Genomic DNA, 24,319 nt, shown 5'->3' with positions numbered 1-24,319 from the left:
AACAGTCCCCACTGCGAAAGGAACCACCATGGCCCTTCTCGATCTGCAGACGATGGAAACCACCGAGCTCGGCGGCCACGGCGGCGGCGGCGGAGGCAGCGAAGCCAGCCTCCTGCTGTGCTGGAGCGACGCGAGCATCCTTCTGTGTCTCTGAGTGACTGAATATCGCTGATGACCCGTCGCATATGACGCTTCATCGGTCATAGGGCGGCCCCGGGCAGCTACACCGCCCGGGGCCGCCCCCGAAGGGGAGGACCGCTCCGAGCATGCCGACGCCCACCGGCGCAGACCAGCCGACGCGGACGACGAACCAGGCCGCGGACCGCCTGCTGCTGGAAGCGGTCCGGCACAGCGCCGGCCGCACCACGGCGATCTGCCTGCTCACCACGGCCGCCGCCGGCACCTCCCTGGCGCTGCCCCTGGTGCTCGGCCGCGCCCTCGACGCCGCCCTGGCCGGCGGCCACGGGCCGCACGACACCCGGTGGATCGCCGCGTGTGCCGCCCTGATCGGCCTCTCCGTCCTGTTCGACGCGCTCGAAGAACTGCTCACCGGCACCGCCAACGCCCGCGGCACGGCATGGGCGCGCGGCCGGCTGCTGCGGCACGTACTGCACACGGGCCCGCGCGCCGCCGACCGCTTCGGCCCCGGCGACCTCGTCTCCCGGCTGGTCGGCAACGCCGCCTACGCGGGCACCGCCCCCGGCACCCTCGCCGCCACCCTCGCCGCCGTCATCCCGCCCGTCGGCGGGCTCGTGGCGCTCGCCCTGCTCGACCTCTGGGCCGCCGCGGCCTTCCTCCTCGGAATGCCGCTGCTCGCCGCGCTGCTGCGGGTCTTCGTGCGCGACACCACCGACAGCATCGCCCAGTACCAGCGCGGCCAGGGCGAGATCGCGGGCCGGCTCATGGAGGCCATCGGCGGGGCCGCCACGATCGCCGCCGCGCGGACCGCCGGGCGGGAGCGCGCCCGCATCCTCGAACCGCTCCCGGAACTCGGCCGGCAGGGCCACCGGATGTGGCGGGTGCAGGGCCGGTCCAGCGCGCGGGCCGCCATGGTCGTCCCACTCCTCCAGATCGCCGTACTCGCGGTCGCCGGACTCCGCCTGGCGGCAGGGGAGTTGAGCGTGGGCGACCTGCTGGCCATCTCCCGGTACGCCGTCCTCGCCTCGGGCATCGGCGTGATCGTCGGCCGCCTCAACGCCCTCGTGCACGCCCGCACCGCCGCCCGCCGCCTCGCCGAAGTCCTCACCGAGCCCGCGATGGAGTACGGACGGCGCGGGCTCCCGCCCGGCCCCGGCACCCTGGAGCTGGCCGGGGTGACGGCGCGGCGCGGCGGCCGCGAGGTGCTGCGGGAGGTGGACCTCGTGGTGCCGGGCGGCACCTCGATGGCCCTGGTAGGGCGGTCCGGCACGGGGAAGTCCGTGCTCGCGGCGGTGGCCGGACGGCTCGCCGAGGCGGACGCCGGTACGGTCACCCTTGACGGCGAGCCACTGACCGCCCTCGACCGCGAGACGCTGCGCGGCGCGGTCGGCTACGCCTTCGAACGGCCCGCGCCGCTGGGTGGCACCATCGGCGGCACCATCGGCTTCGGCGCCCGCGAACCCACCGCGGAGCAGGTGCGCGAGGCGGCGCGCGCGGCCTGCGCCGACGGGTTCGTACGGCTGCTTCCCAACGGCTACGAAACCCGGCTGGCGGACGCCCCACTGTCCGGCGGAGAGACCCAACGCCTGGGACTGGCCAGGGCGTTCACGCACCAGGGCCGCCTGCTCGTACTGGACGACGCGACCTCCAGCCTGGACACGGTGACGGAACTGCGCGTCGCCGAGGCCCTGTTGAACGACATAGGGCCCCGCACCCGCCTGATCGTCGCCCACCGCGCGACCACGGCGGCCCGCGCCGACCGCGTGGCCTGGCTGGAGGACGGCCGCGTACGGGCCGTGGGCCCGCACGAGGAGCTGTGGCGACTCCCCGGCTACCGCGCGGTGTTCGACGCGGCGCCGCCATCGGATCAGGGCCGGGCGCGCGACGGCGAGCGGGGGCCGCATGACTGACGGCGGACGCGGCCGGAAGGCGGGCCCCGGGCTGTACGGGCAGGGGCTGCGGTTCCTGCGCCGCCGCGGCCGGGTGGTGGGGCGGCTCGCGGCGTGGTCGGCGCTGGAGTCGGGGCAGACCTTCGTGATGGGGTTCGCGCTGGCCCGCGCGCTCGACGAGGGCTTCCTCGCCGGCCGGTCCGCCGTGGGACTGGGCTGGCTGGGGCTGGCGGCGCTCGCCGTGACCGTCGGCGCGTACGGCACGGGCCGGGTGTTCGGGGCCGTGGCCGAGCTCGTGGAGCCGCTGCGCGACGCGCTCGTGCGCCGCGTGGTGACCCGGGCGATCGACGACGCCGACGGCGCGGCCGTCTCCCGCCTCACCCACCAGGTCGAGATCGCCCGCGACACCTTCGCGGGCCTGATCATGGTGGCCCGCTCCTTCGTCTTCACCGCCGCCGGCGCGCTCATCGGCCTCTTCTCCCTCGCGCCCGTACTGCTCCTCGTCGTCGTGCCGCCCCTCGTCGTGGGCCTCGCCCTCTTCGCGGCCACCCTGCGGCCGATGGCCCGCCGCCAGGAGACGTTCCTCGCGGCGGACGAGGCCATCGCCGAGGAGCTGGGCACGGTGGCCGGGGGGCTGCGCGACATCACCGCCGCCGGTGCGGAGGACCGGGTGGCGGCGGACGCGGACATCCGCATCGAGGCCGAGTTCCGCGCCGCCCGCACGCTCGCCCGCTGGGGGGTGCTGCGGGTGCTGGCCGTCGCGCTGGCCGGGCGGTTCTCCATCGTCCTGCTGATCGTCACCGCGCCGTGGCTGCTGGACCGCGGCGTCACGGCGGGCGCGCTCGTCGGCGCGCTCTCCTACCTCACGGCGTCGCTGCTGCCCGCCTTGCAGAACCTGATGCACGGGCTCGGTACGAGCGGTTCGCGGCTGGTGGTGGTACTGCGGCGGCTGACGGCCGCGACGCCTGTGCCGCCTGGTGGCCGGGGGAGGGCTGATACGGGCGGTTCGGATGGTACGGGCGGTGTGGAGAGGGCGAGGAGTGGTGCATTCGGTACGGGCGGTGCGGGCCGTGCCGACGGTGTGGACCGTACGGGCGGTGCACGTGGTGCTGGTGGTGGGAGCGGCTCGGACCGTACGCGTGGTGCGGGCGGCCCGGACCGTACGGGCGATGCGCCCGATGCCGTCGATACCGCCGGTGCGGGTGAGGAATTACGGCCGGAACCCGCCGTCGCACTGCGCTCGGTCACCTTCGCGTACGGCGAGCACGCGCGCCCAGTGGTCCGGGACCTCGACCTGACCGTGCCCGCGGGCGGGCACCTGGCCGTCGTCGGACCCAGCGGCGTCGGAAAGTCCACCCTCGCCGGGCTGATCGCCGGGCTGCTGGAACCGCGCTCCGGGGAGGTCAGGGTCGGCGGCGAGCCCGTACGGGGCGGCGGCGACCCCGGGCGGCGAGTGCTGATCCCGCAGGAGGCGTACGTCTTCTCCGGAACGCTCCGGGACAACCTGGGCTATCTGCGCGCCGATCCGGTACCGGACACAGAGCTGGCGGCGGCTGCCGACATGATCGGCCTGAGCGAACTGGCCGAACGGATCGGGGGGTTGGCGGCCGCCGTCGACCCGGCGGGGCTCTCCGCCGGGGAACGTCAGCTGATCGCGCTGGTACGGGCGTACGTGAGCCGCGCGCCGGTCGCGGTGCTGGACGAGGCGACCTGCCATCTCGACCCGGCGGCGGAGGCCCGCGCCGAACGGGCCTTCGCCCGCCGCGCCGGGGGCACGCTGATCGTGATCGCCCACCGCGTCAGTTCGGCCCACCGCGCGGACCGCATCCTGATCATGGATGGCCCGGACGCTCTCTGCGGCAGCCACGAGGAACTGCTGCGCCGCTCGGACCTCTACCGGGCGCTGACCGGCGGCTGGTCCACTTCGAGTGATGGGCCCCCCTCGGCTTCCGCTTCGGAGCCTCCGCACGTGGGGGTCGGATAGTCGTAGTCGTAGTCGTAGTCGTAGCCGCAGTCGGGGCTGGGGCCGGGTGCCACCCCCGGCGCGGCCGCGTCCTCGTCACGGTCGGACCGTTTGGTGAGGGGCTTGCCGCGGTCGGCCCTTTCCGCGGGGGACTTGCCGCGGTCGGCCCGTTCGCGCGGGAGGCCCCTCACCGGCAGCCCTGTCACGGCTCACGTTCGCCCTCGCTCCACGGGAGCCCCGTCACAGCCACCCCGCCCCGCGGGAGATGCGGATCGCGTCGACCCGGTTGCGGGCACCGGTCTTGCGGGTGATGGCGGCCATGTAGTTGCGCACGGTGCCCTGCGAGAGATGCAGGCTGCCCGCGATCTCGCTGATGGAGGCGCCTTCGGCGGCGAGCGACAGGACCCCTAACTCGCGTGGCGTGAGCGGGATCTCCGCTGCTTGGAGGAAGCCGAAGCCCAGTGATTCGTCTATGCAGCGCTCGCCTTTGGCCACGCGCCGGATCGACTCGATAAGCCGCCCCGGGGAAGCGTTTTTGCTCACGTACCCCAGCGCCCGCGCCTCGAACGCGCGGCGCAGCGGGCCCGGTCTGCCCGCCGTCGCGAGGGCGAGCAGCGAGGGGCCTCCTTCCTCGTCGCAGCAGTCTTCGCGCAGCCGGCGGACGCCACGCGGGCCTCCGGCCTCCGGGCTGTCCATGTCCACCACGCAGACGTGCGGCCGCACGGCGTGGGCCTTGCCCACGGCTCCGCTCCAGGCCGTCGAGGACATTTCGATGTCGGTCTCTCTGCCGACCAGCGCCGCCAGCGCGGTGCGCAGCAGATAGGTGTCGTGCACCAGAAGTACCCGGATCACGTTCTCCCCCCAGACCCTCTGCGCAGGTCGCATCGGTTGGACGCGCGGCCTACATATTCCTACCGGTATCCATCGGCGTCACGGATACGCAGAAATGGCCAAGAGGATGCGCGGGGGCGCAAGGAACCAGCCGTGTGCGCCCCGCTTGCTGCCAAATACGCTCGTTGCGGCCCCCCGGGACCGACATGGGTACTAAGCGGCCGGGGTGTCCTGGTGGGGGGCGGCGAGGTCGATGAGGCGGCAGACCATCTCGATGTCGATCTTCACCTGGGCAATCGACGCGCGCCCCGACAGCCAGGTGATCAGCGCCGAGTGCCAGGTGTGCTCGATGACGCGGACCGCGGAGAGCTGCTCGGGCGTGGGCGGGCCCGTCAGCCCCATCGCGTCCAGGATGATCGCCGTGGTCAGCCGGGAGACGGTGTCGACCTCGGGGCTCACCGACCGGTCGGCGAAGGTGAGGGCGCGCACCATCGCGTCGGCGAGGTGCGGCTCGCGCTGCATGGCGCGGAAGGCCCGCATCAGCGTCTGCGCGACGCGGGCGGCCGGGGCCTCCTCGGTCGGCGGGCGCTTGCGCAGCGTCTCGTGCATGTGCTGGAGCTGGTCCTGCATGGTCGCGACCAGCAGATGGATCTTGGACGGGAAGTAGCGGTAGAGGGTGCCGAGCGCGACCCCGGCCGCCTCGGCGACCTCCCGCATCTGCACGGCGTCGAAACCGCCGCGGCCGGCCAGCTCCGCGCTGGCGTGCAGGATGCGGCGCCGACGCGCCTCCTGACGCTCAGTCAGGGGCGGGGTGGAGGCGATGGCCGACTTGGTTTCTGTCGTCATATGTCCCATTCCCTGGTCCCTGGTGCCCACCGGGCGGACTTGCCGCGGCCCGGATGGCCCCACAGCATGGCAGGGCCCGGGGCCGTGGCGCGAATCACCCGATCCGACCCTTTGCGGACCGTGCCGGGCCGGTAGATTCGGAGCCTCTTGAACGATCAAGTCTGAAACTTGTTCTAGATTAGCGCTACCGGTTACGCTCCGGCTGAACTGCGTGAGAAGGGGGCCGAGAGTGACCGCTGAGGCCACGGAGGCAGCTGCGCCTCGCCTCCTGGGCGGGGACGAGGACGGGCCGCTGCGCATCGCGCTGCTCACCTACAAGGGCAACCCGTACTGCGGCGGCCAGGGCGTGTACGTACGCCACCTCTCCCGCGAACTCGCCCGGCTGGGCCACCGCGTCGAGGTCATCGGCGCCCAGCCCTACCCGGTCCTCGACCCCGGCGAGGGCGTCACCCTCACCGAGCTGCCCAGCCTCGACCTCTACCGCCAGCCCGACCCCTTCCGCACCCCGGGCCGCGGCGAGTACCGCGACTGGATCGACGCACTCGAAGTCGCCACCATGTGGACCGGCGGCTTCCCCGAGCCGCTCACCTTCTCGCTCCGCGCCCGCCGCCACCTGGCCGCCCGGCGCGGCGAGTTCGACGTCGTCCACGACAACCAGACCCTCGGCTACGGGCTGCTCGGCATGGAGCGCGCCGGGTTCCCCCTGGTCACCACCGTCCACCACCCCATCACCGTCGACCGGCAGCTCGACCTCGACGCCGCCGCCGACTGGCGGCGCCGCGCCTCCGTCCGCCGCTGGTACGGCTTCACCCGGATGCAGAAGCGCGTGGCCCGCCGGCTGCCCGCCGTGCTCACCGTCTCCGGCTCCTCCCGCCGGGAGATCGTCGACCAGCTCGGCGTCCGCGACGACCGGGTGCACGTCGTCCACATCGGCGCCGACACCGGCCTCTTCTCGCCGGATCCGGCCGTCCCCGAGACCCCCGGCCGCATCGTCACCACCTCCAGCGCGGACGTCCCCCTCAAGGGCCTCGTCCACCTCGTGGAGGCGCTGGCGAAGGTCCGTACCGAGTACCCCGACGCGCACCTCGTCGTCGTCGGCAAGCGCGCGGAGGACGGCCCGGTGGCCGCCGCGATCGAGCGGTACGGGCTCAACGGCGCCGTGGAATTCGTCAAGGGCATCAGCGACTCCGAGCTGGTGGACCTCATGCGCTCCGCGCAGATCGCCTGCGTGCCCTCCCTCTACGAGGGCTTCTCACTGCCCGCCGCCGAGGCCATGGCCACCGGCACCCCGCTGGTCGCCACCACGGGCGGTGCCATCCCCGAGGTCGCCGGACCCGACGGCGAGACCTGTCTGGCCGTGCCGCCCGGCGACGCGCAGGCGCTCGCCGCCGGACTCGGCCGACTGCTGGGGGACGCCGAGCTGCGGCACCGGCTCGGCGCCGCCGGGCGGGAGCGCGTACTCGCCCGCTTCACCTGGAAACAGGCCGCTCTCGGCACGGCCGAGCGCTACCGCGCCGCGATGCGGGACCAGCCCGCCGCCCGGCCGGCCACCGCCGCCCCGCCCAGACGACGGCGGGGCTAGCCGGCCGGGGACGCCCCACGGGCCCGTCCCGTGGCCCCGCCCCCGCCCGCCGGACGCACCTTTCATCCGAGACAGAAGGCAGACCCGTGCTGACCGTCGATTTCTCCCGCTTCCCACTCGCCGCAGGCGATCGCGTCCTCGATCTGGGCTGCGGCGCAGGGCGGCACGCCTTCGAGTGCTACCGGCGCGGCGCCCAGGTCGTGGCCCTCGACCGCAACGCCGAGGAGATCCGCGAGGTCGCCAAGTGGTTCGCCGCGATGAAGGAGGCGGGCGAGGCCCCGGCCGGCGCCACCGCCACCGCGATGGAGGGCGACGCGCTCGCGCTGCCCTTCCCCGACGACAGCTTCGACGTCGTGATCATCTCCGAGGTCATGGAGCACATCCCGGACGACAAGGGCGTGCTCGCCGAGATGGTCCGCGTCCTGCGGCCCGGCGGCCGGATCGCTGTCACCGTGCCACGGTACGGACCGGAGAAGATCTGCTGGGCGCTGAGCGACGCGTACCACGAGGTGGAGGGCGGCCACATCCGCATCTACCGCGGCGAGGAACTGCTCACCAGGATGCGCGAGGCCGGTCTGAAGCCGTACGGCACCCACCACGCGCACGGCCTGCACAGCCCGTACTGGTGGCTGAAGTGCGCGTTCGGCGTCGACAACGACAAGGCGCTGCCGGTACGGGCGTACCACCAGCTGCTGGTCTGGGACATCATGAAGAAGCCCCTGGCCACCCGCGTCGCGGAACAGGCGCTCAACCCGCTCATCGGGAAGAGCTTCGTGGCCTACGCGACCAAGCCGCACCTGCCTGCCACGGCCGCGGCGGCCGCCGAATGACCTCACCGGACCGCACCGAACACCTCGAACTCACCGGGGTCCTCACCGCCGAACAGGCCGCCAGCACCGTGGCGGGCATCGCCGCCGCCCAGCGCTCGGACGGGGCCATCCCGTGGTTCCGCGGCCACCACCTGGACCCCTGGGACCACGTCGAGGCCGCGATGGCGCTCGACGCGGCCGGCGAACACGACCGCGCGGAGGCCGCCTACCGGTGGCTCGCCGAGCACCAGAACCCCGACGGCTCCTGGTACGCGGCCTACACCGACGAGCCCGACGGTGTGAACACCGCCGAACCAGCCGACCGGGGCCGCGAGACGAACTTCGTCGCGTACGTAGCGGTAGGCGTCTGGCACCACTACCTCGCCACCGGCGACGACACCTTCGTCGACCGGATGTGGCCGGTCGTCTTCGCGGCGGTCGAGTTCGTACTGGCCCTCCAGCAGCCCGGCGGCCAGATCGGCTGGAAGCGCGAGGACGACGGCGCTCCGGTCGCGGACGCCCTCCTCACCGGCTCCTCCTCCATCCACCAGGCCCTGCGCTGCGCCCTGGCCATCGCCGAACACCGCGAAGAACCCCAGCCGGGCTGGGAGTTGGCGCTCGGCCTGCTGGGCCACGCGATCCGCCGCCACCCGGAGCGGTTCCTCGACAAGCGCCGCTACTCCATGGACTGGTACTACCCGGTCCTCGGCGGTGCCCTCACCGGCCCCGCCGCCAAGGAGCACATCGAGGCCGGCTGGGACCGCTTCGTGGTACCCGGCCTCGGGGTCCGCTGCGTGCTCCCCAACCCCTGGGTGACCGGCGGCGAGAGCTGCGAACTCGCCCTGGCCCTCTGGGTCATGGGCGAATCCGACCGCGCCGTGGAGATCCTCCAATGGATTCAGCCCCACTTGCGCGCCCCGGACGGCCTGTACTGGACCGGCTACGTCTACGACGACGACGCCATCTGGCCGGAGGAACGGACCACTTGGACAGCGGCCTCCCTGCTCCTGGCCGTGGCCGCACTGGGCGGCGACGAGGCGACGACCGCGGTATTCAGCGGCGACCGCCTGCCGGTGGGGCTGGCGCCGGACTGCTGCTGACGCCCGCCCGTCGAGGGCTTTGGGCAGGAGAGAGCCCTCTGTCCAACCGGCCAATGTGCCGAACGGGTGAGGATACTTCTAGAGTTGCCGCACCTCGGCTCCCGTACGCAGGGGGTGCCGAGGCCGGCCCCGGAAGGAGACCTCACCCTGCTGCGCTTCCGTAAGTCCCGACGCTTACGTACACCCCACGGCGCGGTCGGGGTCGGGCTCCTGGCCTGCCTGGCGCTCTTCTTCGCCCAAGGCACGGCCACCGCGGCGCCCGCGGCCGATACGTGGTCGACGTCGTACGGTCCGGCCTCCACGGCGGGCACGTGGTCGTACGAACAGGTAGGCGGACCGTCATCCGACGACTGGGACGTCGTCCTCGACGGCCGGCTGACGAACACCGACAGCCAGTGCTACTCCACCTGGTTCGCAGTCACATTCGACATGAGCCGACCCGTCTACACGAAGGCCGGCACCCAGTGCGGCGCGGGCACGGCCCCGGTGCACCACAGCTTCCCGAACTACGGCCTGGGCCCCATGACCAACATGTACGTGACCGTCTGCAAGGGGACCACGAACCGCGACGACTGCGCGCCCCTGAAGTGGATCGCCTCCGTCTGGTAAGCGTGCCCTCCGGGCGGCGCGACCTCCGGGCGGCGTGATCCACCCGCTAGACGCGGCGGATACGGGCCGCGACCGCGTGCCCGACGAGCAGGTAGATCACGGCGGGCAGACCGTAGTTGAGCAGTGTGCGCAGCCAGTCGGTGCGCATGGTGAAGAGGTTGTACGACCAGCCCGCGAGCCAGCGGGCGGCGTCGTGTACGAAGCCGACGAGGTCGTTCGCGCGGTTCGCGTCGAGTACGTAGAAGAGGATCCACAGGCCGAGGATGAGCGCGGTGACATCCGCGACGACTATCACGGCTGTCGCCGCGCCGTTGCTCCCCTGCCGAAGGCGTCTGGACATAGGCCCCGAGTGGCCCGTGAGGAACGTCTCAAACCCGCCCGGTGGCAGGGGAGTTGGGCGCGACGGTGGCTAGGGCCAGCCCGTCCCTCCCGGGCAGCCGGCCGGTACCGTCACGACGCGGTCCGCCGGTAGTGGACGCGGATCTCCGGGTAGAGCAATGCCTTGTCCTTGATGAGGAATTCGTTGGTTCCTGTCGGGCCGAGCCGGCCCGGGCTCTTCTTGATGCCGGGGCTCATCACCGACGTGCGACCGTCCTTCATCGTCTTGTGATCCTCGGCCCGCCTGTTGTGCCCGAGGTGCGCGAAGTCGGGTGAGCCCAGGAGGCCGCGCATCAGCATCAACTGCCGGGGAGGATGCGTCGCGTCCGTGCACTCGGGGTCCTCGCACTGGGGGCAGGCGAAGTACGTCTGCGCCTTGGAGGCGTTGTCGGCGACATAGGTGCCCTGGCCCAGCACGCCGTACTGGGGCTTGTCCTTGGTGCCCTTGTTCCGGCCGAGTTCGGGCGCCGGCCCGTTCTCGTTGATCAGGTCCATGATGTTGGTGCCGGTGCCGTGCCAGAAGAAGCCCTCCCCGGCGCCCTGGGGCACGCCCGACGGCGACTGGCCGGGGCGCTGGTAGCCGGGCTGGACCGAGGTCGACGCCGCACCGCCGAGGTCGGGCCGGCTCCCGGTGGACCAGGGGACCCGCTCGCTGCGGTCCTTGCCCGAGACCTTGAGCCCCTGCTTGTCGTTCGAGGTCAGCGACTGGTGGTAGAGCTGCCGGTTGGTCGCGTACTTCTCCCACAGCGTGGGGTTGGCGCAGACGGTGATCTCCACGATGTCCATGTGGGCGCTGCTGGGCGGTGGCGGGCCGCCGGGCTTGCCCTCCTGGAGCCGACGGGTGTGGGACGCGCGCTGCTCGTCGGTGATCGCCGGGTCGGTGAGCCGCTTCTGGGACTCCGCCATCCGGGTCGCCTCGCCCTTCGGCGCGGTGACGGGTGCGCGTTCCTGGGAGAGCCGGGCGTAGTTCTCGATGGCGTCCCACACCCGGTGGCCGCGGGGCAGGGAGGCCGTGTGGAAGCCCCGCCCGCTGTCGGTCCACTGGAGATCGTTCCAGTAGTCCGGGGCCTCCTTGCCGAGCGCGGCGTTGAGGTCCGGCGGCAGTCCGACCTGCGGTTGCGGCGGGGCCGGGGTATTGCCCGGCGCCCGCTGGACGTGCGTGGCGCGGGCCTCGGCGGCCCGCTGGACGAGGCCGGGGGCGCCGGGCAGTGTCAGGCCGGCGGTTTCTCCCCGCGTCGTCCGCTGACCGTGTCCGCACCCGGGACCGTGCTGGTGCCGGGCCTCGCCGACCGCGCGCGAGACGGCCGCGTTCCCGGCCAGCCGCTGGAGCGAGAGGACACCGGCCGGCCACTCGGGCGCCCGCGACGGCCGGGACCGGTTCCCAGCCGGTCCGCTCCCGCGGTCCGCCTCCTTGCCGCTGTCCTGCGCGCGCACGAATGCTCCCCTCGTCGGTGTATGCACATCAGCACGACACTGTCCTCCAGCGCGTCCCTATCAGGCAGGACCACGAGGGCACAACTGAGGGCAGCGGGACTGGCCGTATGACCGTAAGGGAGACGTGAGGGGGCCTCGGAGGGCAGAAGAACTGCCCCTCTCCCGGCACTGGTAGACGTTTCGGCGGACCCTCGCGCGCTTGCGGGCCGCCGTCAGGACGGGCGCCGGGCGCGCGTGCGTTTGAGGGGGTGACCTGCCTCAATCCGGACGATCGCCCCCTCTACCGCCGGACCGTCGCCGTCGGCCCTTTCGCCCAGCTGAGCAGCGCCCGCATGGCGGGCTTGGACGCGCTGAGCACTGTGTGTGGGTCGTCGCTCTCACGGAGGCGGAGGGTGCCGGTGGAAGTGGTTGCCAGCTCCAGGCAGTTGGTGTTGCCGTCGCTGCTGCTCATGGATGACTTCTGCCAGTTGAGCGCGGACATCGGGGTCCCCTCACAGGGCGTGCGGCAGGTGCTGCGAAAGGCTGAGCGAATCCTGTTGCCTACACCTTCGCTGCCGAAACCGTCGTGCCCGGCCCCTTCGCCCAGCTGAGCAGCGCCTGCATGGCGGGCTTGGAAGGGGCGATCACGGTGTGGGGGGTGTCGCTCTCGCGGAGGCGGAGGACGCCGATGCCGTCAGCGGCGACTTCGATGCACGTGGTGTTGCCGTCACTGCTGCTGAAGGAGGATTTCTGCCAGGACAGTTGGGACATGAGGCCGCTTTCTCACAGGATGTAGGCGAGGTGCTGCAAGAGGGTAAACGAATCCCGCTCTGTGGGGAACCTTCGTTCGGCCTCGGGCATAAGGGCCGGCAGGGCGACTGATGAGAGGCGCTCGAAGATCATGTCGTACCGATTGAGGTGGCCTTGATCGCCGAAGAAGACGGCCCCCGTGTCGTGTTCCAGGTAGACGGTGTTCACTCACGGAGGCCGCATCATGTGCCCCACCCCTGCTCTGGCTCCCTCTCTCGACTTCTCCCTCGCATTCCCACCCGATCCGGTGTGGGTCCGTACCTGCCGGGAGACCATTCGTACGTTCACCCGCACGCTAAAGGCCCCCGAGCTCACCGAACTCGCCGTGCTGCTCACTTCGGAGAGCGTTACCAATGCGATCACGGCTTGCGCGGGTGGCGGGTGCGCGCACGCCATCACGCTTCACGGCGAGTGGCGGCGTGAGGGTTCGCTCCGCATCCAGGTGCGCGACGCGGCACCTGGTGTTCCCGCTGTGCACAGTCCTGCCCCCGATGCCGTGCATGGCCGCGGTATGCACCTCATCGCCACCTGTGCCGCCCGCTGGGGCATCTGTCTCGACGGGCCAGGGACCGGCAAATCCGTCTGGTTCCAACTGGATGAGCCCGCCAACCTCCGTGGTGGCTCTCGCGAGCCGGCGGTACGCGGACCGCATCGCGTCGCCGTATGACTTCCCGTACTGCCGTCAGGGCCGCGCCGCCCTGTGCGGATCGGCTCGAATCGGACCCGTACGGACGTCCTGGGGTCGCGGTAGCGGGGTGGGTGGGCGACCCTGCCAGAGAGTGTGTCCTGATAGCGCCCTGCCTGGAGGTCCGCGGTGTCCGTACGCGTCACGTTGCGCCATGCCGTCATTGCTCTCCTGCTCAGCAGCCTCCTCCTGGTGGGGACGGGCTGCGGGAGTAGGGACAAGGGCGGTGGGAGTGGGGCGACGCCGTCGGCCAGTACGTCCGCGGAGCGGCAGAAGTTCGCGAAGACGCGGTTCGTGGCCAATGCGGGGCTCGCGGCGGGGGCGACGTATCAGTGGATTGTGAAGCCGTACCGGAACGGCAAGTTCAAGAAGGGGGCGAGCGGGCGCGTCGCCGCCATGGTCAAGGCGGGTCTGGCGGGGGCCTTTACCTATAACCGGCTCAAAGCCGCTACCGCCAACGCCAAGGGGGACCCGACGCTCTCCAAGGCCGTCGCGCCGCTGGGTGCGGGCATCGCCTCGCTCAAGGGGCTCGGGAGCAAGCTGCGCAGGGGAGAGAGCGTGGACGGGGACGTCAGCTCGTTCCAGAACGTCATCTCCGGCGTCAAGGACGCGGGCAAGGGGGCGGGGGCCGAAGTGACGGACAAGGTTCCGTCGTTCTCGGACGTCAAGAAGGGGTAGCGGGGGCCCGTTGTCAGTGGGCCGGTCTATGGTGCCGCCATGACTCTTCTCAGCTTTGACCGCTACTGCGACGAAGTCCTCGCGCAGACCGAGCGGTTGGCGTCCGCCGTCGCGGGCGCGGATCTGACGGCCATGGTGCCGTCCTGTCCGGAGTGGACGCTGGAGCAGCTGCTGCGGCACGTCGGCGGGGCCCACCACCGGGTCGAGGCGATCATCCGGACGCGGGCGACCGCGTTCATTCCGGACGAGCAGATCAGCGGCATCGCCGGGCCCGAGGGCCAGGACGCGGGCGCCATCGCCGACTGGCTGCGGGAGGGCGCGGCCGAGCTGGTGCGGACGCTGCGCGACACCGGGCCCGACGCCGAGGTGTGGGTGATCTTCGGTACGGGGCCCGCGTCGTTCTGGGCCCGGCGCATGACGCACGAGACCGTCGTCCACCGCGCGGACGCGGAGCTGACCGTGGGCGCGGAGTTCACCGTCGACGGGGCGGTCGGGGCCGACACCATTGACGAGTGGTTCCAGATCAGCGCCATGCCGCAGCTCATGGAGGCACGGCCCGAGCTGCGCGAACTGCTCGGGCCCGAGCGCACCCTGAGCGTCACGGCCACCGATGCCGGACCCGGCACCGGCGCGGAATGGCTGATCGACCTCACCGGCGAGGCCATAGCCGTCCGGCGCGCCCACGAGGAGGCGGCCGTCTCCGTGCGCGGCCCCGTCGCCGACGTGCTCCAGGTCGTCTACCGCCGGCAGCCCGCCGCGGCAGGCGGCGTCGAGGTGCGCGGCGACGCGAAGCTGTTCGACTTCTGGCTGGAGCGGGTCAAGTTCGGATAAGGGGCGGACGCGCGGTTCCGCTCCGCCCGTCTTCTATGCTCGGGTGATCGCTGACTGGGGGGAACGCCCGAGAATGACCACATCGAGCAGGGCCACGTCGAGCACGGCCACGTCGAGAAGGACCGCCGCGCGCCGCACGGCCCCGCGCCGCCGGCTCCTGGCCTGCGCGCTGCCGCTCGTACTCGCGCTCACCGCGTCCTGTACGAGCGCGGGCCACCAGGAGAACACCGCGGCCGGTGCGAGGGCGGGGGCGGCCGGGGTCGGGGACCCGCTCTTCGCCGGGCTCGGCAACGGCGGCTACCACGTCCGGCACTACGGCCTCACGCTCGACTACGAGCCCGACGGCAACCGCCTCAAGGGCACGGCGGTGATCACGGCCCGTGCCACCCAGGCGCTCAGCGCGTTCAACCTGGACCTCAAGGGGCTGAAGGTGCGGAGCGCGACCGTCGACGGGAAGGCGGCCCGCACGGAGCGCGAGGGCACGGAGCTGACGGTGACGCCCAAGACGGCCGTCGGCAAGGGCAGCCAGTTCACGACGACCGTCGTCTACGACGGGGTCCCGAAGACGATCGTGGGGGCGGACGGTTCGAAGGAGGGGTGGATCGAGACGGACGACGGCGCGGTCGGGCTCGGTGAGCCCACCGGGTCGATGACCTGGTTCCCCGGCAACCACCACCCCTCCGACAAGGCCGCCTACGACATCACCGTCACCGTCCCCAAGGACCTCACCGCCGTCTCCAACGGCGAGCTGAAGCGCAAGGAGACCAAGGGCGCGCGCACCACGTTCGCCTGGCACAACGGCGAGCCCATGGCCAGTTACCTCGCCACCGTCGCCATCGGCGACTTCGACGTCGCCACTTCCAAGTCCGGCGACACCCCCGTCTACGTCGCCACCGACCCCGAGGAGGCGGAGACCGAGGACGACGACAGCATCGACGTGCCCGGCACCGTCGACGAGGTCCTCGACTGGGAGCGCGGCCTCTTCGGCCCGTACCCCTTCGGCAGCGCGGGCGCGATCGTCGACCACCTCCCCGGCCTCGACTACGCCCTGGAGACCCAGACCAAGCCGTACTTCGACTCGGCGCCCGACGAGGCCCTCGTGGTGCACGAGCTGGCCCACCAGTGGTTCGGCAACTCCGTCACCCCCCGCACCTGGCGCGACATGTGGCTGAACGAGAGTTTCGCGACGTACGCCGAGTGGATGTGGGAGGAGAAGTCGGGCGGGCGCTCCACGGACCAGATCTTCGCGGACTTCTACGACGGCAGCGACGACGAGAGCGGCGGCATCTGGGCCTTCCCGCCCGCCGACCCGCCCTCGGCGGCGAAGGTCTCCGATCCCCCGGTCTACGGCCGGGGCGCCATGGTCCTGCACAAGGTGCGCAAGGCCGTCGGCGACAAGACCTTCTTCGCGACCGTACGGGCCTGGGCCAAGGACCACCGGCACGGGAACGCCGACACCGCGCAGTTCATCCGGCTGTGCGAGGAGCAGTCCGGCAAGGACCTCGGCGGCGTCTTCGACACCTGGCTGCGGGGCAAGGGGAAGCCGTCGTCCGCCGACGCCTGATGCCGCGCCTGACGACGCCGCGCCTGATGCCTGGCCGGGGCCTGGCCTGATGCCGCGACCGGCGCTCGCCTGACCGACACCCCGGCCCGGTGCTCGCCGGCGCGGCGCCGGGCGTTCCGCGTCACTCGGTGGGGACCTTGTGGACCGTGGTGTCGTCGGGGTGCAGGCGCCGGCCGTCCGCGGACAGCACTTCCAGCGCGCGGAGGGGGTGTTCCTGCCGGCGGTCGACCAACTGTGAGTGCGGCTCGCCGGGTGCGAAGAAGTTCTGTTCGCCCCACTGCCGCAGCGCCACGATGACGGGGAAGAGCGCTTCGCCCTTCGGAGTCAGTACGTACTCACGGTAGGCGCTGCCGTCCGAGGCGGGAACGGTTTCGAGGACGCCGCCCGCGACCAGGCTGCGCAGCCGCGCGGTGAGGATGTTCTTCGCCACGCCCAGGCTGCGCTGGAACTCCCCGAAGCGCCGGCTCCCGTCGAAGGCGTCCCGCACGATCAGCAGGGACCACCAGTCGCCGATCGCGTCCACCGACCGGGCGACGGGGCACTCGCTGTCGTCGAAGCGCGTCCTGCTCACCATGGCGTCCTCACACTCCTCACTCTCATAACGGTTGCAACATGCTACCAGGCGGGCTATCTTCCTTCGTGGTAGCAAGATGAAACCAGATGCGTGGAGGTGTGCTGATGCCCGGCAACGGTGAGGCTGTGACGCGACGGACCGAGGCCCGGAGCGGGGAGGAGTCCGCGCCCGCCCTGTCCCGCGGCGTCGTCATGCTGTTCGCCGTCGCCTGCGGGGCCGCGGTGGCCAACGTCTACTTCTCCCAGCCGCTGCTGGTGACGATGGGTCACGACCTCGCCATGAGCCCGGCACTCGTCGGCAGCGTGGTCACCCTCACCCAGGTCGGCTACGGGCTGGGCCTCTTCTTCCTCGTGCCGCTGGGCGACGTGGTCGACCGCAGACGGCTCATCGTGGCCCAACTGCTGCTCCTGATACTGGCGTTGATCGTGGTGTCCGCCGCCCGCACGGCGGCGGTCCTGCTCGCGGGCATGGCCGCGACAGGGCTGCTCGCGGTCGTCACGCAGACGCTGGTGGCCTTCGCGGCGTCACTGGCCCCGCCCGCCGGGCGCGGCCGGGTCGTCGGCCTGGTGACCAGCGGCGTGGTCACCGGAATCCTGCTCGCCCGCACCGCGTCCGGCCTCCTGGCCGACCTTGCGGGCTGGCGCTCCGTCTACCTCGCCTCGGCGTCGCTCACCGCGCTGCTCGCCCTGGTCCTGCACCGAGTGCTGCCGCGCCGCGCCGACCTTCCGCCGACGGCGACGCGCCGCGGTGACGCCCCGTCGACAGCGACGAGCCACAGCGGCGTTCCGTCGACAGCGACACCTCACAGCGGCCCCTCGCCGACGCCCCTGCGCTACGGGCAGCTCCTGCGCTCCACGGTCTCCCTGTTCGCACGGGAACGGCTGCTGCGGCTCCGGGCCCTGTTCGGCCTGCTGATCTTCGCCTCCTTCAGCACCCTGTGGAGCAGCGTTGCCCTCCCGCTCAGCGAGGCCCCGTACTTCCTGTCCCACAGCGCGATCGGGGCGCTGGGCCTGATCGGCGTCGCCGGCGCCCTGGCCGCGACCGCGGCGGGCCGCCTGAACGACCGCGGACTCTCCCGGCGGACCACCGGCATCGCCCTGGCCCTGCTCACCGCCTCATGGCTGCCCCTGGCCTTCACCCGCAGCTCGCTCTGGGCCCTGGTCCTCGGAGTCGTCCTTCTCGACCTCGCCGTGCAGGCGGTCCATGTCACCAACCAGACCCTGATCTACGCGCTCCACCCGGATGCGGGCAGCAGGCTGATCGGCGGATACATGGTCTTCTACTCGATCGGCAGCGCCACCGGCGCCATCGCCGGGACCTCCCTCTACACGGTGGCCGGCTGGGGCGCGGTATGCGCGCTGGGCGCCGCGTTCAGCTGCCTCGGGCTGGTGCTGTGGGCGTTCACCCGGCACACCACCCCGGCCCCCGCCGCCGAGGCGGCCTCATGAGCCGTCTCAGCCGTACGAGCGCCCCGACCCCTGTACGAGCGCCCCGGCCCCTGTACGGGCGTCCCGCCGCCGAGGCGGCCTCGTGAGCCCGCTCAGCCGTTGAGCTCCGCGAGCACCCGCAGCGTCGCCGGGTCCGCGGCCGTGACCAGGAGGTCCGTCACCGGGCCCGCGCGCCACAGCTCCAGCCGCTCCGCGATCCGCTCACGCGGGCCGACCAGGGAGATCTCGTCGGCGAACGCGTCAGGCACGGCCGCGATCGCCTCGTCGCGGCGGCCCTCCCCGAACAGCTCCTGCACCCGCCGGGCCGCCGTCTCGTACCCCATCCGGGCCATGAGGTCGGCGTGGAAGTTGCGGGTCGCGTGCCCCATGCCGCCGATGTAGAAGCCGAGCATCGCCTTGACCGGCAGCAGCCCTTCGGCGACGTCGTCGCAGAGCCGCGCCTGGGCCATGGGCGCGACCAGGAAGCCGGGCGGCGCCTCGGCGAGGGCCGGCGCGTACACGTCGGCGCGCGTCGGGGACCAGTACAGCGGCAGCCAGCCGTCCGCGATGCGCGCCGTCTGCGCGATGTTCTTGGGCCCCTCCGCGCCGAGCAGTACGGGCAGGTCCGCGCGGAGCGGGTGGGTGATCGATTTCAGGGGCTTGCCGAGCCCGGTGGCGTCGGGGCCGCGGTACGGGTGCGGGTGCCAGCGCCCCGCCAGTTCGACGGGCGCCTCACGCCGCAGGACCTGCCGGATCACGTCCACGTACTCGCGCGTCGCGGTCAGCGGGCTCTTGGGGAACGGCCGCCCGTACCAGCCCTCCACGACCTGCGGGCCCGACAGCCCGAGGCCGAGCAGCACCCGGCCCCCGCTGAGGTGATCGAGCGTCAGCGCGTGCATGGCGGTGGCCGTGGGCGTACGGGCAGCCATCTGCGCGACCGCCGTGCCCAGCCTGATCCGCGTGGTGTGCGCGGCGAGCCAGGTCAGCGTGGTGAAGGCGTCCGAGCCCCAGGACTCTGACGTCCAGAGCGAGTGGTACCCCAAGTCCTCGGCCAGCAGGGCGAGTTCGATATGACGGGGGTCGGGGCCGCGGCCCCAGTAGCCGAGTGCGAGGCCGAGCCGCATGGTGTGCCCTCCACGGTCGCCGTAGCTGACGTTGCGTCAGTTCAATGCGTCGTGACTGTACGGGCCGGAGTGCGGACCGGGCAACGCCTCCCGCCCCCGGGGTGCGGACTGGGCGATGACCCCGCCCGAGGTCCCGGGGTCCCGGGGTGCGGACAAGGCAACGGCCCCCCGCCCGCGAGTGTGCGGACGAGGGGCCGGGGCGCCGGTGCGCGGTGGGTCAGCCGCGCTGGATGCCCGTGGTGTCCTGGAGGACGCCGCGGCGGCCGTCCTGGGTCTGCGCGATGAGCGCCTGACCGCGCTGGTCCACCGCGAGGTACCAAGTGCCGGGCGCGAGTTCCGCGATCGGCGTCGGCCCGCCGTCCTCCGCGTACAGCGGGCGGGCGACCGGCACCGCGAACCAGAACGGAGCGAACTCCGGTCCGGGCTGCGCCGCGGCGGGCTGCTGCGCGGCCGGGGCCGGCTGCTGCTGGGCGGCCTGCGGCTGACCGCCCTGACCCCCCTGACCGCCCTGGCTGTGCTGCTGGCCGGGCTGCGCCCCGTACGGCTCGTACGGCTGCTGCTGGCCGGGCTGCGCGCCGTAAGGGGAGGGGCCGCCGGGCTGGCCGGCGCCCGGGCCCGGGTAGCCGTAGCCCGGGTTCGGGCCCGCGGCGTACGGGGACGGCTTCGGGGCGGCCGTCGGCAGCAGGCCCGCCTTCAGCGCCGGGAGGCGCGGCGTCAGCACGGCCGCCGCGGCCAGTGCCACGGTCGCGACCAGCGTGAGGATGGAGCCGATGCCCGCCGAGAAGTCACCGGGGGCGACCACCAGGGACCAGATCGAGGACCACGCCGCGGCCACCGCGAGGGCCGCGCCCCACTGGTCGAGGGAGAGCCCCGCGAGCTTGCGGCCGGCGGGCTGAAAACGCGCGGCGAGGATAAGGATCGCGCCGATCAGGCCGGGAAGGATCACCGACGGAAGCACCAGGAAAAGCTTGTCCGTCGACCACGCGTTGGGGAGATCGAGCTTGTCGCAGAATCTACCGCAGTTGTCGACGGAGTAGTAGTCGAGGAACGAGGCGATGAACAGCAACACCGCTGCTCCGATCACCACGCCGTCGCCTCTAGTGAGGGAGCGGATGTTCACCTGAAATCCTTTGTCGGTCTCGTCGGTCTTCTTTGTCGCTGTCGCCGGAACGCGAGGTGCGAGGGCGCGGGGGTGGCCCCCCATCGTACGGGTGAACATATAGCCTGGACGGTCGGGGCGTCCTCATCGTTTCACCCCTGTGACACGGCCGTGGCCTGCCGGTCCTTAGTGCCTTACGCGGGCGTCCGCAGGGCCTGACGCGGGCCTTCGCACGGCCTTGCACAAGCTCTGAACGGCCTTACACAAGCTCCGAACAGCCTGACGTGAGCTCTGAACGGCCTGGCACAGGCCCTGAACGGTCCGATGGGGGCTCTTACCTCGCCAAGAAGTCCGTAATGCCGTCCGCGATACCGCGTGCCGCTTTTTGCCGCCACTTCGCGTCGATGAGTTCGGCGGCGTCCTTGGGATCACGCATATTGCCGCATTCAATGAACACCTTCGGCACGGTGGAGAGGTTGAGACCGCCCAGGTCATCGCGGACATTCATGCCGCTGCCGGCGGCGATGTAGTTGGCCGGGCGACTGCCTGTCGCGCGGCTGAACTTACCGGCAATACCCTCTCCCAGTACTCGGGACGGACCGACGATGGGCGAAGTGTCGGCGCCGTCCTGCTTGACGGCCGCGGGCAGAATGACGTGAAATCCGCGGTTTCCGACGGAGGCGCCGTCCGCGTGCACGGAAACCGCCGCGTCGGCGTGTGCCGCGTTCCCGATTCTCGCCCGCTCGTCCACGCACGGCCCGAACGGCCGGTCGGCGTCATGGGTGAGCGTGACCTTGGCGCCCCGCGCTTCGAGGAGCGTACGCATGCGGTGCGCGACGTCGAGGGTGAAGGCGGCCTCGGCGTAGCCGGCGTCGGTGGCGGTGCCGGTGGTGTCGCACGCCTTGTGGCCGTTGCCCGCTTGGACGGCGCGAGCTATCTCGGCGGTGTGGTCGCGGTTGCGGGGGTTGTGCCCGGGGTCGATGACGACGACCTTCCCGGCGAGAGGGCGCCCATGGGCGGCCGACGCCGAGCGGGCGGGCTCGGGGCCCATCGCCGCCGGGCGCTTCGCGTCGTCCTCGGGGGCGCCGTCGCCGCCCGACGCGTCCCACGCCAGCCAGCCGGCGAAGCCGATCGGGATGAGCACGGCCAGCCCTATGGCGAGGGTGCCGCCTCTGGGGCGGCGGGGCGCGGGGGAAGGGCTGCCGTTCGACACGCGGGCGATGCTAGCGCCTCACCCTGTGGCGATCGCCGAGCGGCGTCGTCCGACGCGTGATCAGCGGCCGTACGGCTCATACGCCGTGGCCCGTACGGCTCATAGGCTGTGGCCCGTACGGCGCAGTACGTGCGGCGGCCGGGTCCGTGCGGCTCATACGCCCTGGCCTGTGCGGCGCAGTACGTGCAGCGACCGCGTCGCCGACACCTCGGTGAACGCGCCGGACTCCAGGGCGCGGCGGTAGATCCGGTAGGGGGCCTGGCCGCCGTCGGCCGGGTCGGCGAAGACATCGTGGATGACGAGCGCGCCGCCGGGCGCGATGTGCGGGGCCCAGCCCTCGTAGTCGCCAGTGGCGTGCTCGTCGGTGTGGCCGCCGTCGATGAAGACGAGCCCGACGGGCGCGGCCCACAGGGCGGCGACCCGCGGGGAGCGGCCGACGACGGCGATGACGTGCTCTTCGAGCCCGGCGGCGTGCAGCGTGCGGCGGAAGGCGGGGAGCGTGTCCATCCGGCCGACCTCGGGGTCGACGACGTCGGGGTCGTGGTACTCCCAGCCCGGCTGCTGCTCCTCGCTGCCGCGGTGGTGGTCGACGGTCACGGCGCTCACCCCGGCCCCCCGCGCGGCGTCGGCGAGCAGGATGGTCGAGCGCCCGCAGTACGTGCCGACCTCGACCAGCGGGAGCCCGAGCCGGGCGGCCTCCTCGGCGGCGGCGTGCAGGGCGAGCCCCTCGTCGAGGGGCATGAAGCCCTTCGCCGCCTCGAAGGCGGCGAGGATCTCGGGTTTGGGCGCCATGGGTGTCCTCCTGCGGGTGGCGGTCTCGACGGCCCATCGTGCCGGACGGCCCTCGGCGGGCCGCGCCGGGGCAGGGGGCGGCGCCGGGGCGTGGGGGAGTGCGTGACGTGACTCGTGTCCCGATGTGCGGCACAAGTGATCGAAGTGAGCGTAAAGGAGCAGTAGTTGTGCAAGTGACGGCCATAATCGGACATGTCGGTGGAGGCGGGCCTCAAGGGTGCTGCAATGTCCCCGCCCCCGATGGGGGGCTGGAACATCGGGCGCGCTTCGGGGCGGTGAGCTGTCGCTCTCGCTGATCGGGCACGACTACATCATGCGAGGTGAGGCACCGGTGATGTCACAGGAGACGTTGCTGGGCAGCGCGGGCGGGCACGAGCTGCTCCGGGGGGTGGTGGAGTCCTCCGACGACGCGATTCTCATCAAATCCCTCGACGGGCAGATCGCTTACTGGAACGCCGCCGCGCAGCGCCTGTACGGCTACAGCGCCGTCGAGGCCGTCGGCCGGCACGTCGGCATGCTGATCCCGCCCGACCTCAAGGACGAGGAGGCGGGGCTGCTGGACCGGATCGCCCGGGGCGAGCGGATCGAGCACTACGAGACCCGGCGGGCCACCTGCGACGGCCGGCTGCTGGACGTCGACGTGACCCTGTGGCCGGTCCGTACCCGGCGCGGCACTGTCACCGCCGCCTGTTCGATCACGCGGGACATCACCGAACGCAAGCGGGCGGCGAAGGAGCTGGCCGAGCTGTACCAGCAGCAGCGGCACGTCGCGCTGGCGCTGCGCCTGATGGGCGTCTCCGAGGTGATCCCCGGCACCCTGGCGGCCAGCCGCTATCTGCCCTCGACCCAGGGGCAGGGGGTGGGCGGGGACTGGCTCGACCTGATCGACCTGGGAGGCGGGCGGGTCGGGGTGGTCATCGGGGATGTGATGGGGCGCGGCCTGGACGCGGCCGTCGTCATGGGGCAGCTGCGCTCCGCGGCCAGGGCGCTGGCCCTGGCGGGGGTCGCGCCGTGCGAGCTGATCCAGGCGCTGGACGCGTTCACCTGCGGGATGTCGGAACAGTTCGTCACCTGTGTCTATCTGGAGGCGGACCCCGCCCGCGGCACGGTGACGGCCTGCTCGGCCGGGCATCTGCCGGTACTGCTCGTCGCGCCGGACGCGACGGTCGAGGTGCTGCCGGTCCCGATCGGCACGCCGCTGGGCGTGGGCGGGGTGCCGCACCAGCAGGTGAGCCTCCCGATCGGGGCCGGGGCGACCCTGGTCCTCTACACCGACGGGCTGGTGGAGACTCCGCGCAGCGACATCGATGCCCAGTTGAGCGTTCTGACCGCGACGCTCCAGGAGGTCTTCGCCACCGCCGCGGACCTGGAGGAGGCCGCGGACGGGGTGCTGAACACGCTGCTGCCGGGCACCCCCGCGTACGCCGACGATGTGACCCTGCTGCTGGTCGGCTTCCCCGCGGCCCCGCTGGGGACGGCCTCGCTGGAGCTGCCCGGTGAGACGGCCTCGGTGCCGGCCGGGCGGCGGTTCCTGCTGGGGGTGTTGCGGGAGTGGGGGCTCACGGCGCTGGAGGACATCGCGCCGCTGCTGGTCTCGGAGCTGCTGACCAACGCGGTCTGTCACGCGCGGGGCCCGGTCGGCCTGCGGATGTGGCACAGCGCCCGGGAGCTGGGCGTGGAGGTCACCGACGGCAGCACGCCCCGGCCGCGGGCCCGGCTCGCGACGGCGACGGAGGAGTGCGGGCGCGGCCTGATGCTGGTCGAGGCCCTGGCAGACGCCTGGGGTACCCGGCCCGACCCCGTCGGCAAGGCCGTCTGGTTCACCCTGCGGACCGCTCCCGCCGTCGCGGAGTGCGTGGTGTCCTGCCGAGTGGGGCGATCCGGCGGGGGCGATCCGGCGGAGGCGGAGGGGCGGATCAGGGGAGTCGTTATCTGACCTTCCGTCAGAATGAAACGTGTTCTAG

24 protein-coding genes are annotated in these 24,319 nt (G+C 72.3%); 12 read left to right on the top strand and 12 right to left on the bottom strand.

The genetic code is table 11. From position 1 onward, the window contains the following. The first annotated feature begins 28 nt into the window (after nt 1-28). The 3 genes from AC07AB_RS08715 to AC07AB_RS08705 all read left to right on the top strand — a co-directional run bounded on the left by AC07AB_RS08715 (nt 29) and on the right by AC07AB_RS08705 (nt 4,011). On the top strand, nt 29-154 hold the full coding sequence (locus AC07AB_RS08715) for a SapB/AmfS family lanthipeptide (protein ID WP_478562271.1): 126 nt from the start codon (nt 29-31) through the stop codon (nt 152-154). A 112-nt stretch (nt 155-266) separates the two neighbouring features. Continuing rightward, nucleotides 267-2,048, top strand: a complete 1,782-nt coding sequence (locus AC07AB_RS08710; protein WP_478562268.1) for an ABC transporter transmembrane domain-containing protein — start codon at nt 267-269, stop codon at nt 2,046-2,048. Next, complete coding sequence (locus AC07AB_RS08705) at nt 2,041-4,011, top strand: ATP-binding cassette domain-containing protein (RefSeq protein WP_478562265.1); 1,971 nt, start codon at nt 2,041-2,043, stop codon at nt 4,009-4,011. The genes AC07AB_RS08710 and AC07AB_RS08705 overlap by 8 nt, the downstream gene beginning before the upstream one ends. Nucleotides 4,012-4,230: 219 nt before the next feature. On the opposite strand, the gene AC07AB_RS08700 is transcribed toward AC07AB_RS08705, so the two are convergent. Both AC07AB_RS08700 and AC07AB_RS08695 read right to left on the bottom strand, forming a co-directional pair. Beyond that, complete coding sequence (locus AC07AB_RS08700; RefSeq protein ID WP_478562262.1) at nt 4,231-4,842, bottom strand: response regulator transcription factor; 612 nt, start codon at nt 4,840-4,842, stop codon at nt 4,231-4,233. Between the two features lie 192 nt (nt 4,843-5,034). Next, nucleotides 5,035-5,667, bottom strand: a complete 633-nt coding sequence (locus tag AC07AB_RS08695; protein WP_478562259.1) for a TetR family transcriptional regulator — start codon at nt 5,665-5,667, stop codon at nt 5,035-5,037. 229 nt (nt 5,668-5,896) lie between these two features. Here AC07AB_RS08695 and AC07AB_RS08690 point away from each other — a divergent pair, with 229 nt between their 5' ends. The 4 genes from AC07AB_RS08690 to AC07AB_RS08675 all read left to right on the top strand — a co-directional run bounded on the left by AC07AB_RS08690 (nt 5,897) and on the right by AC07AB_RS08675 (nt 9,767). After that, on the top strand, nt 5,897-7,249 hold the full coding sequence (locus AC07AB_RS08690) for a glycosyltransferase family 4 protein (protein WP_478562256.1): 1,353 nt from the start codon (nt 5,897-5,899) through the stop codon (nt 7,247-7,249). An 86-nt stretch (nt 7,250-7,335) separates the two neighbouring features. Then, entirely contained in the window at nt 7,336-8,079 is a 744-nt protein-coding gene (locus AC07AB_RS08685) for a class I SAM-dependent methyltransferase (RefSeq protein WP_478562254.1), read from the top strand. Then, nucleotides 8,076-9,158, top strand: a complete 1,083-nt coding sequence (locus AC07AB_RS08680; protein ID WP_478562251.1) for a prenyltransferase/squalene oxidase repeat-containing protein — start codon at nt 8,076-8,078, stop codon at nt 9,156-9,158. The genes AC07AB_RS08685 and AC07AB_RS08680 overlap by 4 nt, the downstream gene beginning before the upstream one ends. A gap of 66 nt (nt 9,159-9,224) precedes the next feature. Further along, nucleotides 9,225-9,767: a hypothetical protein gene (locus AC07AB_RS08675; RefSeq protein WP_478562248.1), complete on the top strand. Its 543-nt coding sequence runs from the start codon at nt 9,225-9,227 to the stop codon at nt 9,765-9,767. A 46-nt stretch (nt 9,768-9,813) separates the two neighbouring features. On the opposite strand, the gene AC07AB_RS08670 is transcribed toward AC07AB_RS08675, so the two are convergent. The 5 genes from AC07AB_RS08670 to AC07AB_RS08650 form a co-directional block, all read right to left on the bottom strand. Continuing rightward, a complete protein-coding gene (locus tag AC07AB_RS08670) occupies nt 9,814-10,107 on the bottom strand; it encodes a hypothetical protein (protein WP_478562246.1) in 294 nt (97 codons plus the stop codon). Nucleotides 10,108-10,217: 110 nt separating this feature from the next. Beyond that, complete coding sequence (locus tag AC07AB_RS08665) at nt 10,218-11,579, bottom strand: PARP domain-containing protein (RefSeq protein ID WP_478562244.1); 1,362 nt, start codon at nt 11,577-11,579, stop codon at nt 10,218-10,220. 280 nt (nt 11,580-11,859) lie between these two features. Then, nucleotides 11,860-12,060: a DUF397 domain-containing protein gene (locus AC07AB_RS08660; protein WP_478562241.1), complete on the bottom strand. Its 201-nt coding sequence runs from the start codon at nt 12,058-12,060 to the stop codon at nt 11,860-11,862. A 59-nt stretch (nt 12,061-12,119) separates the two neighbouring features. Continuing rightward, nucleotides 12,120-12,329, bottom strand: coding sequence for a DUF397 domain-containing protein (locus tag AC07AB_RS08655; RefSeq protein WP_478562238.1), 210 nt, complete (start codon nt 12,327-12,329; stop codon nt 12,120-12,122). 12 nt (nt 12,330-12,341) lie between these two features. Continuing rightward, nucleotides 12,342-12,536: a hypothetical protein gene (locus tag AC07AB_RS08650; protein ID WP_478562235.1), complete on the bottom strand. Its 195-nt coding sequence runs from the start codon at nt 12,534-12,536 to the stop codon at nt 12,342-12,344. 646 nt (nt 12,537-13,182) lie between these two features. Between AC07AB_RS08650 and AC07AB_RS08645 the strand changes: the two genes are divergently transcribed. From AC07AB_RS08645 to AC07AB_RS08635, 3 genes are all read left to right on the top strand, one after another. Then, nucleotides 13,183-13,731 (top strand): hypothetical protein, encoded by a 549-nt coding sequence (locus AC07AB_RS08645; RefSeq protein WP_478562232.1) that lies wholly within the window; start codon nt 13,183-13,185, stop codon nt 13,729-13,731. 39 nt (nt 13,732-13,770) lie between these two features. Further along, the gene (locus tag AC07AB_RS08640; protein WP_478562229.1) at nt 13,771-14,562 is read left to right on the top strand and encodes a maleylpyruvate isomerase family mycothiol-dependent enzyme; all 792 of its coding nucleotides are present in this window, start codon (nt 13,771-13,773) and stop codon (nt 14,560-14,562) included. 73 nt (nt 14,563-14,635) lie between these two features. Further along, entirely contained in the window at nt 14,636-16,126 is a 1,491-nt protein-coding gene (locus tag AC07AB_RS08635; RefSeq protein WP_478562226.1) for a M1 family metallopeptidase, read from the top strand. Nucleotides 16,127-16,247: 121 nt separating this feature from the next. Here the strand turns inward: AC07AB_RS08635 and AC07AB_RS08630 are convergent, their stop codons facing one another. Beyond that, nucleotides 16,248-16,700 (bottom strand): winged helix-turn-helix transcriptional regulator, encoded by a 453-nt coding sequence (locus AC07AB_RS08630; protein ID WP_478562223.1) that lies wholly within the window; start codon nt 16,698-16,700, stop codon nt 16,248-16,250. Nucleotides 16,701-16,804: 104 nt separating this feature from the next. Between AC07AB_RS08630 and AC07AB_RS08625 the strand changes: the two genes are divergently transcribed. Further along, a complete protein-coding gene (locus AC07AB_RS08625; RefSeq protein ID WP_478562220.1) occupies nt 16,805-18,148 on the top strand; it encodes an MFS transporter in 1,344 nt (447 codons plus the stop codon). Nucleotides 18,149-18,240: 92 nt separating this feature from the next. On the opposite strand, the gene AC07AB_RS08620 is transcribed toward AC07AB_RS08625, so the two are convergent. The 4 genes from AC07AB_RS08620 to AC07AB_RS08605 form a co-directional block, all read right to left on the bottom strand. After that, nucleotides 18,241-19,251, bottom strand: a complete 1,011-nt coding sequence (locus AC07AB_RS08620) for an LLM class F420-dependent oxidoreductase (RefSeq protein WP_478562217.1) — start codon at nt 19,249-19,251, stop codon at nt 18,241-18,243. A 217-nt stretch (nt 19,252-19,468) separates the two neighbouring features. After that, complete coding sequence (locus tag AC07AB_RS08615) at nt 19,469-20,371, bottom strand: hypothetical protein (RefSeq protein WP_478562215.1); 903 nt, start codon at nt 20,369-20,371, stop codon at nt 19,469-19,471. 313 nt (nt 20,372-20,684) lie between these two features. After that, entirely contained in the window at nt 20,685-21,563 is an 879-nt protein-coding gene (locus AC07AB_RS08610) for an N-acetylmuramoyl-L-alanine amidase (protein ID WP_478562212.1), read from the bottom strand. Between the two features lie 153 nt (nt 21,564-21,716). Beyond that, the gene (locus tag AC07AB_RS08605) at nt 21,717-22,355 is read right to left on the bottom strand and encodes a class I SAM-dependent methyltransferase (RefSeq protein ID WP_478562209.1); all 639 of its coding nucleotides are present in this window, start codon (nt 22,353-22,355) and stop codon (nt 21,717-21,719) included. 334 nt (nt 22,356-22,689) lie between these two features. Here AC07AB_RS08605 and AC07AB_RS08600 point away from each other — a divergent pair, with 334 nt between their 5' ends. Then, nucleotides 22,690-24,291: a SpoIIE family protein phosphatase gene (locus tag AC07AB_RS08600; protein ID WP_478562206.1), complete on the top strand. Its 1,602-nt coding sequence runs from the start codon at nt 22,690-22,692 to the stop codon at nt 24,289-24,291. Nucleotides 24,292-24,319: the final 28 nt, after the last annotated feature.

The organism is Streptomyces sp. NPDC044033, assembly GCF_056434425.1.
Note: the sequence above shows the minus strand (reverse complement) of the source record. Positions and strands in the feature narration are given on the sequence as shown.

Excerpts from the sequence above, each read along its gene's own strand:
- AC07AB_RS08715 (WP_478562271.1), top strand. The coding sequence starts at position 29 with ATGGCCCTTCTCGATCTGCAGACGATGGAAACCACCGAGCTCGGCGGC.
- AC07AB_RS08710 (WP_478562268.1), top strand. The coding sequence starts at position 267 with ATGCCGACGCCCACCGGCGCAGACCAGCCGACGCGGACGACGAACCAG.
- AC07AB_RS08705 (WP_478562265.1), top strand. The coding sequence starts at position 2,041 with ATGACTGACGGCGGACGCGGCCGGAAGGCGGGCCCCGGGCTGTACGGG.
- AC07AB_RS08695 (WP_478562259.1), bottom strand. The coding sequence starts at position 5,667 with ATGACGACAGAAACCAAGTCGGCCATCGCCTCCACCCCGCCCCTGACT.
- AC07AB_RS08680 (WP_478562251.1), top strand. The coding sequence starts at position 8,076 with ATGACCTCACCGGACCGCACCGAACACCTCGAACTCACCGGGGTCCTC.
- AC07AB_RS08670 (WP_478562246.1), bottom strand. The coding sequence starts at position 10,107 with ATGTCCAGACGCCTTCGGCAGGGGAGCAACGGCGCGGCGACAGCCGTG.
- AC07AB_RS08660 (WP_478562241.1), bottom strand. The coding sequence starts at position 12,060 with ATGTCCGCGCTCAACTGGCAGAAGTCATCCATGAGCAGCAGCGACGGC.
- AC07AB_RS08655 (WP_478562238.1), bottom strand. The coding sequence starts at position 12,329 with ATGTCCCAACTGTCCTGGCAGAAATCCTCCTTCAGCAGCAGTGACGGC.
- AC07AB_RS08640 (WP_478562229.1), top strand. The coding sequence starts at position 13,771 with ATGACTCTTCTCAGCTTTGACCGCTACTGCGACGAAGTCCTCGCGCAG.
- AC07AB_RS08635 (WP_478562226.1), top strand. The coding sequence starts at position 14,636 with ATGACCACATCGAGCAGGGCCACGTCGAGCACGGCCACGTCGAGAAGG.
- AC07AB_RS08630 (WP_478562223.1), bottom strand. The coding sequence starts at position 16,700 with ATGGTGAGCAGGACGCGCTTCGACGACAGCGAGTGCCCCGTCGCCCGG.
- AC07AB_RS08625 (WP_478562220.1), top strand. The coding sequence starts at position 16,805 with ATGCCCGGCAACGGTGAGGCTGTGACGCGACGGACCGAGGCCCGGAGC.
- AC07AB_RS08620 (WP_478562217.1), bottom strand. The coding sequence starts at position 19,251 with ATGCGGCTCGGCCTCGCACTCGGCTACTGGGGCCGCGGCCCCGACCCC.
- AC07AB_RS08605 (WP_478562209.1), bottom strand. The coding sequence starts at position 22,355 with ATGGCGCCCAAACCCGAGATCCTCGCCGCCTTCGAGGCGGCGAAGGGC.
- AC07AB_RS08600 (WP_478562206.1), top strand. The coding sequence starts at position 22,690 with ATGTCACAGGAGACGTTGCTGGGCAGCGCGGGCGGGCACGAGCTGCTC.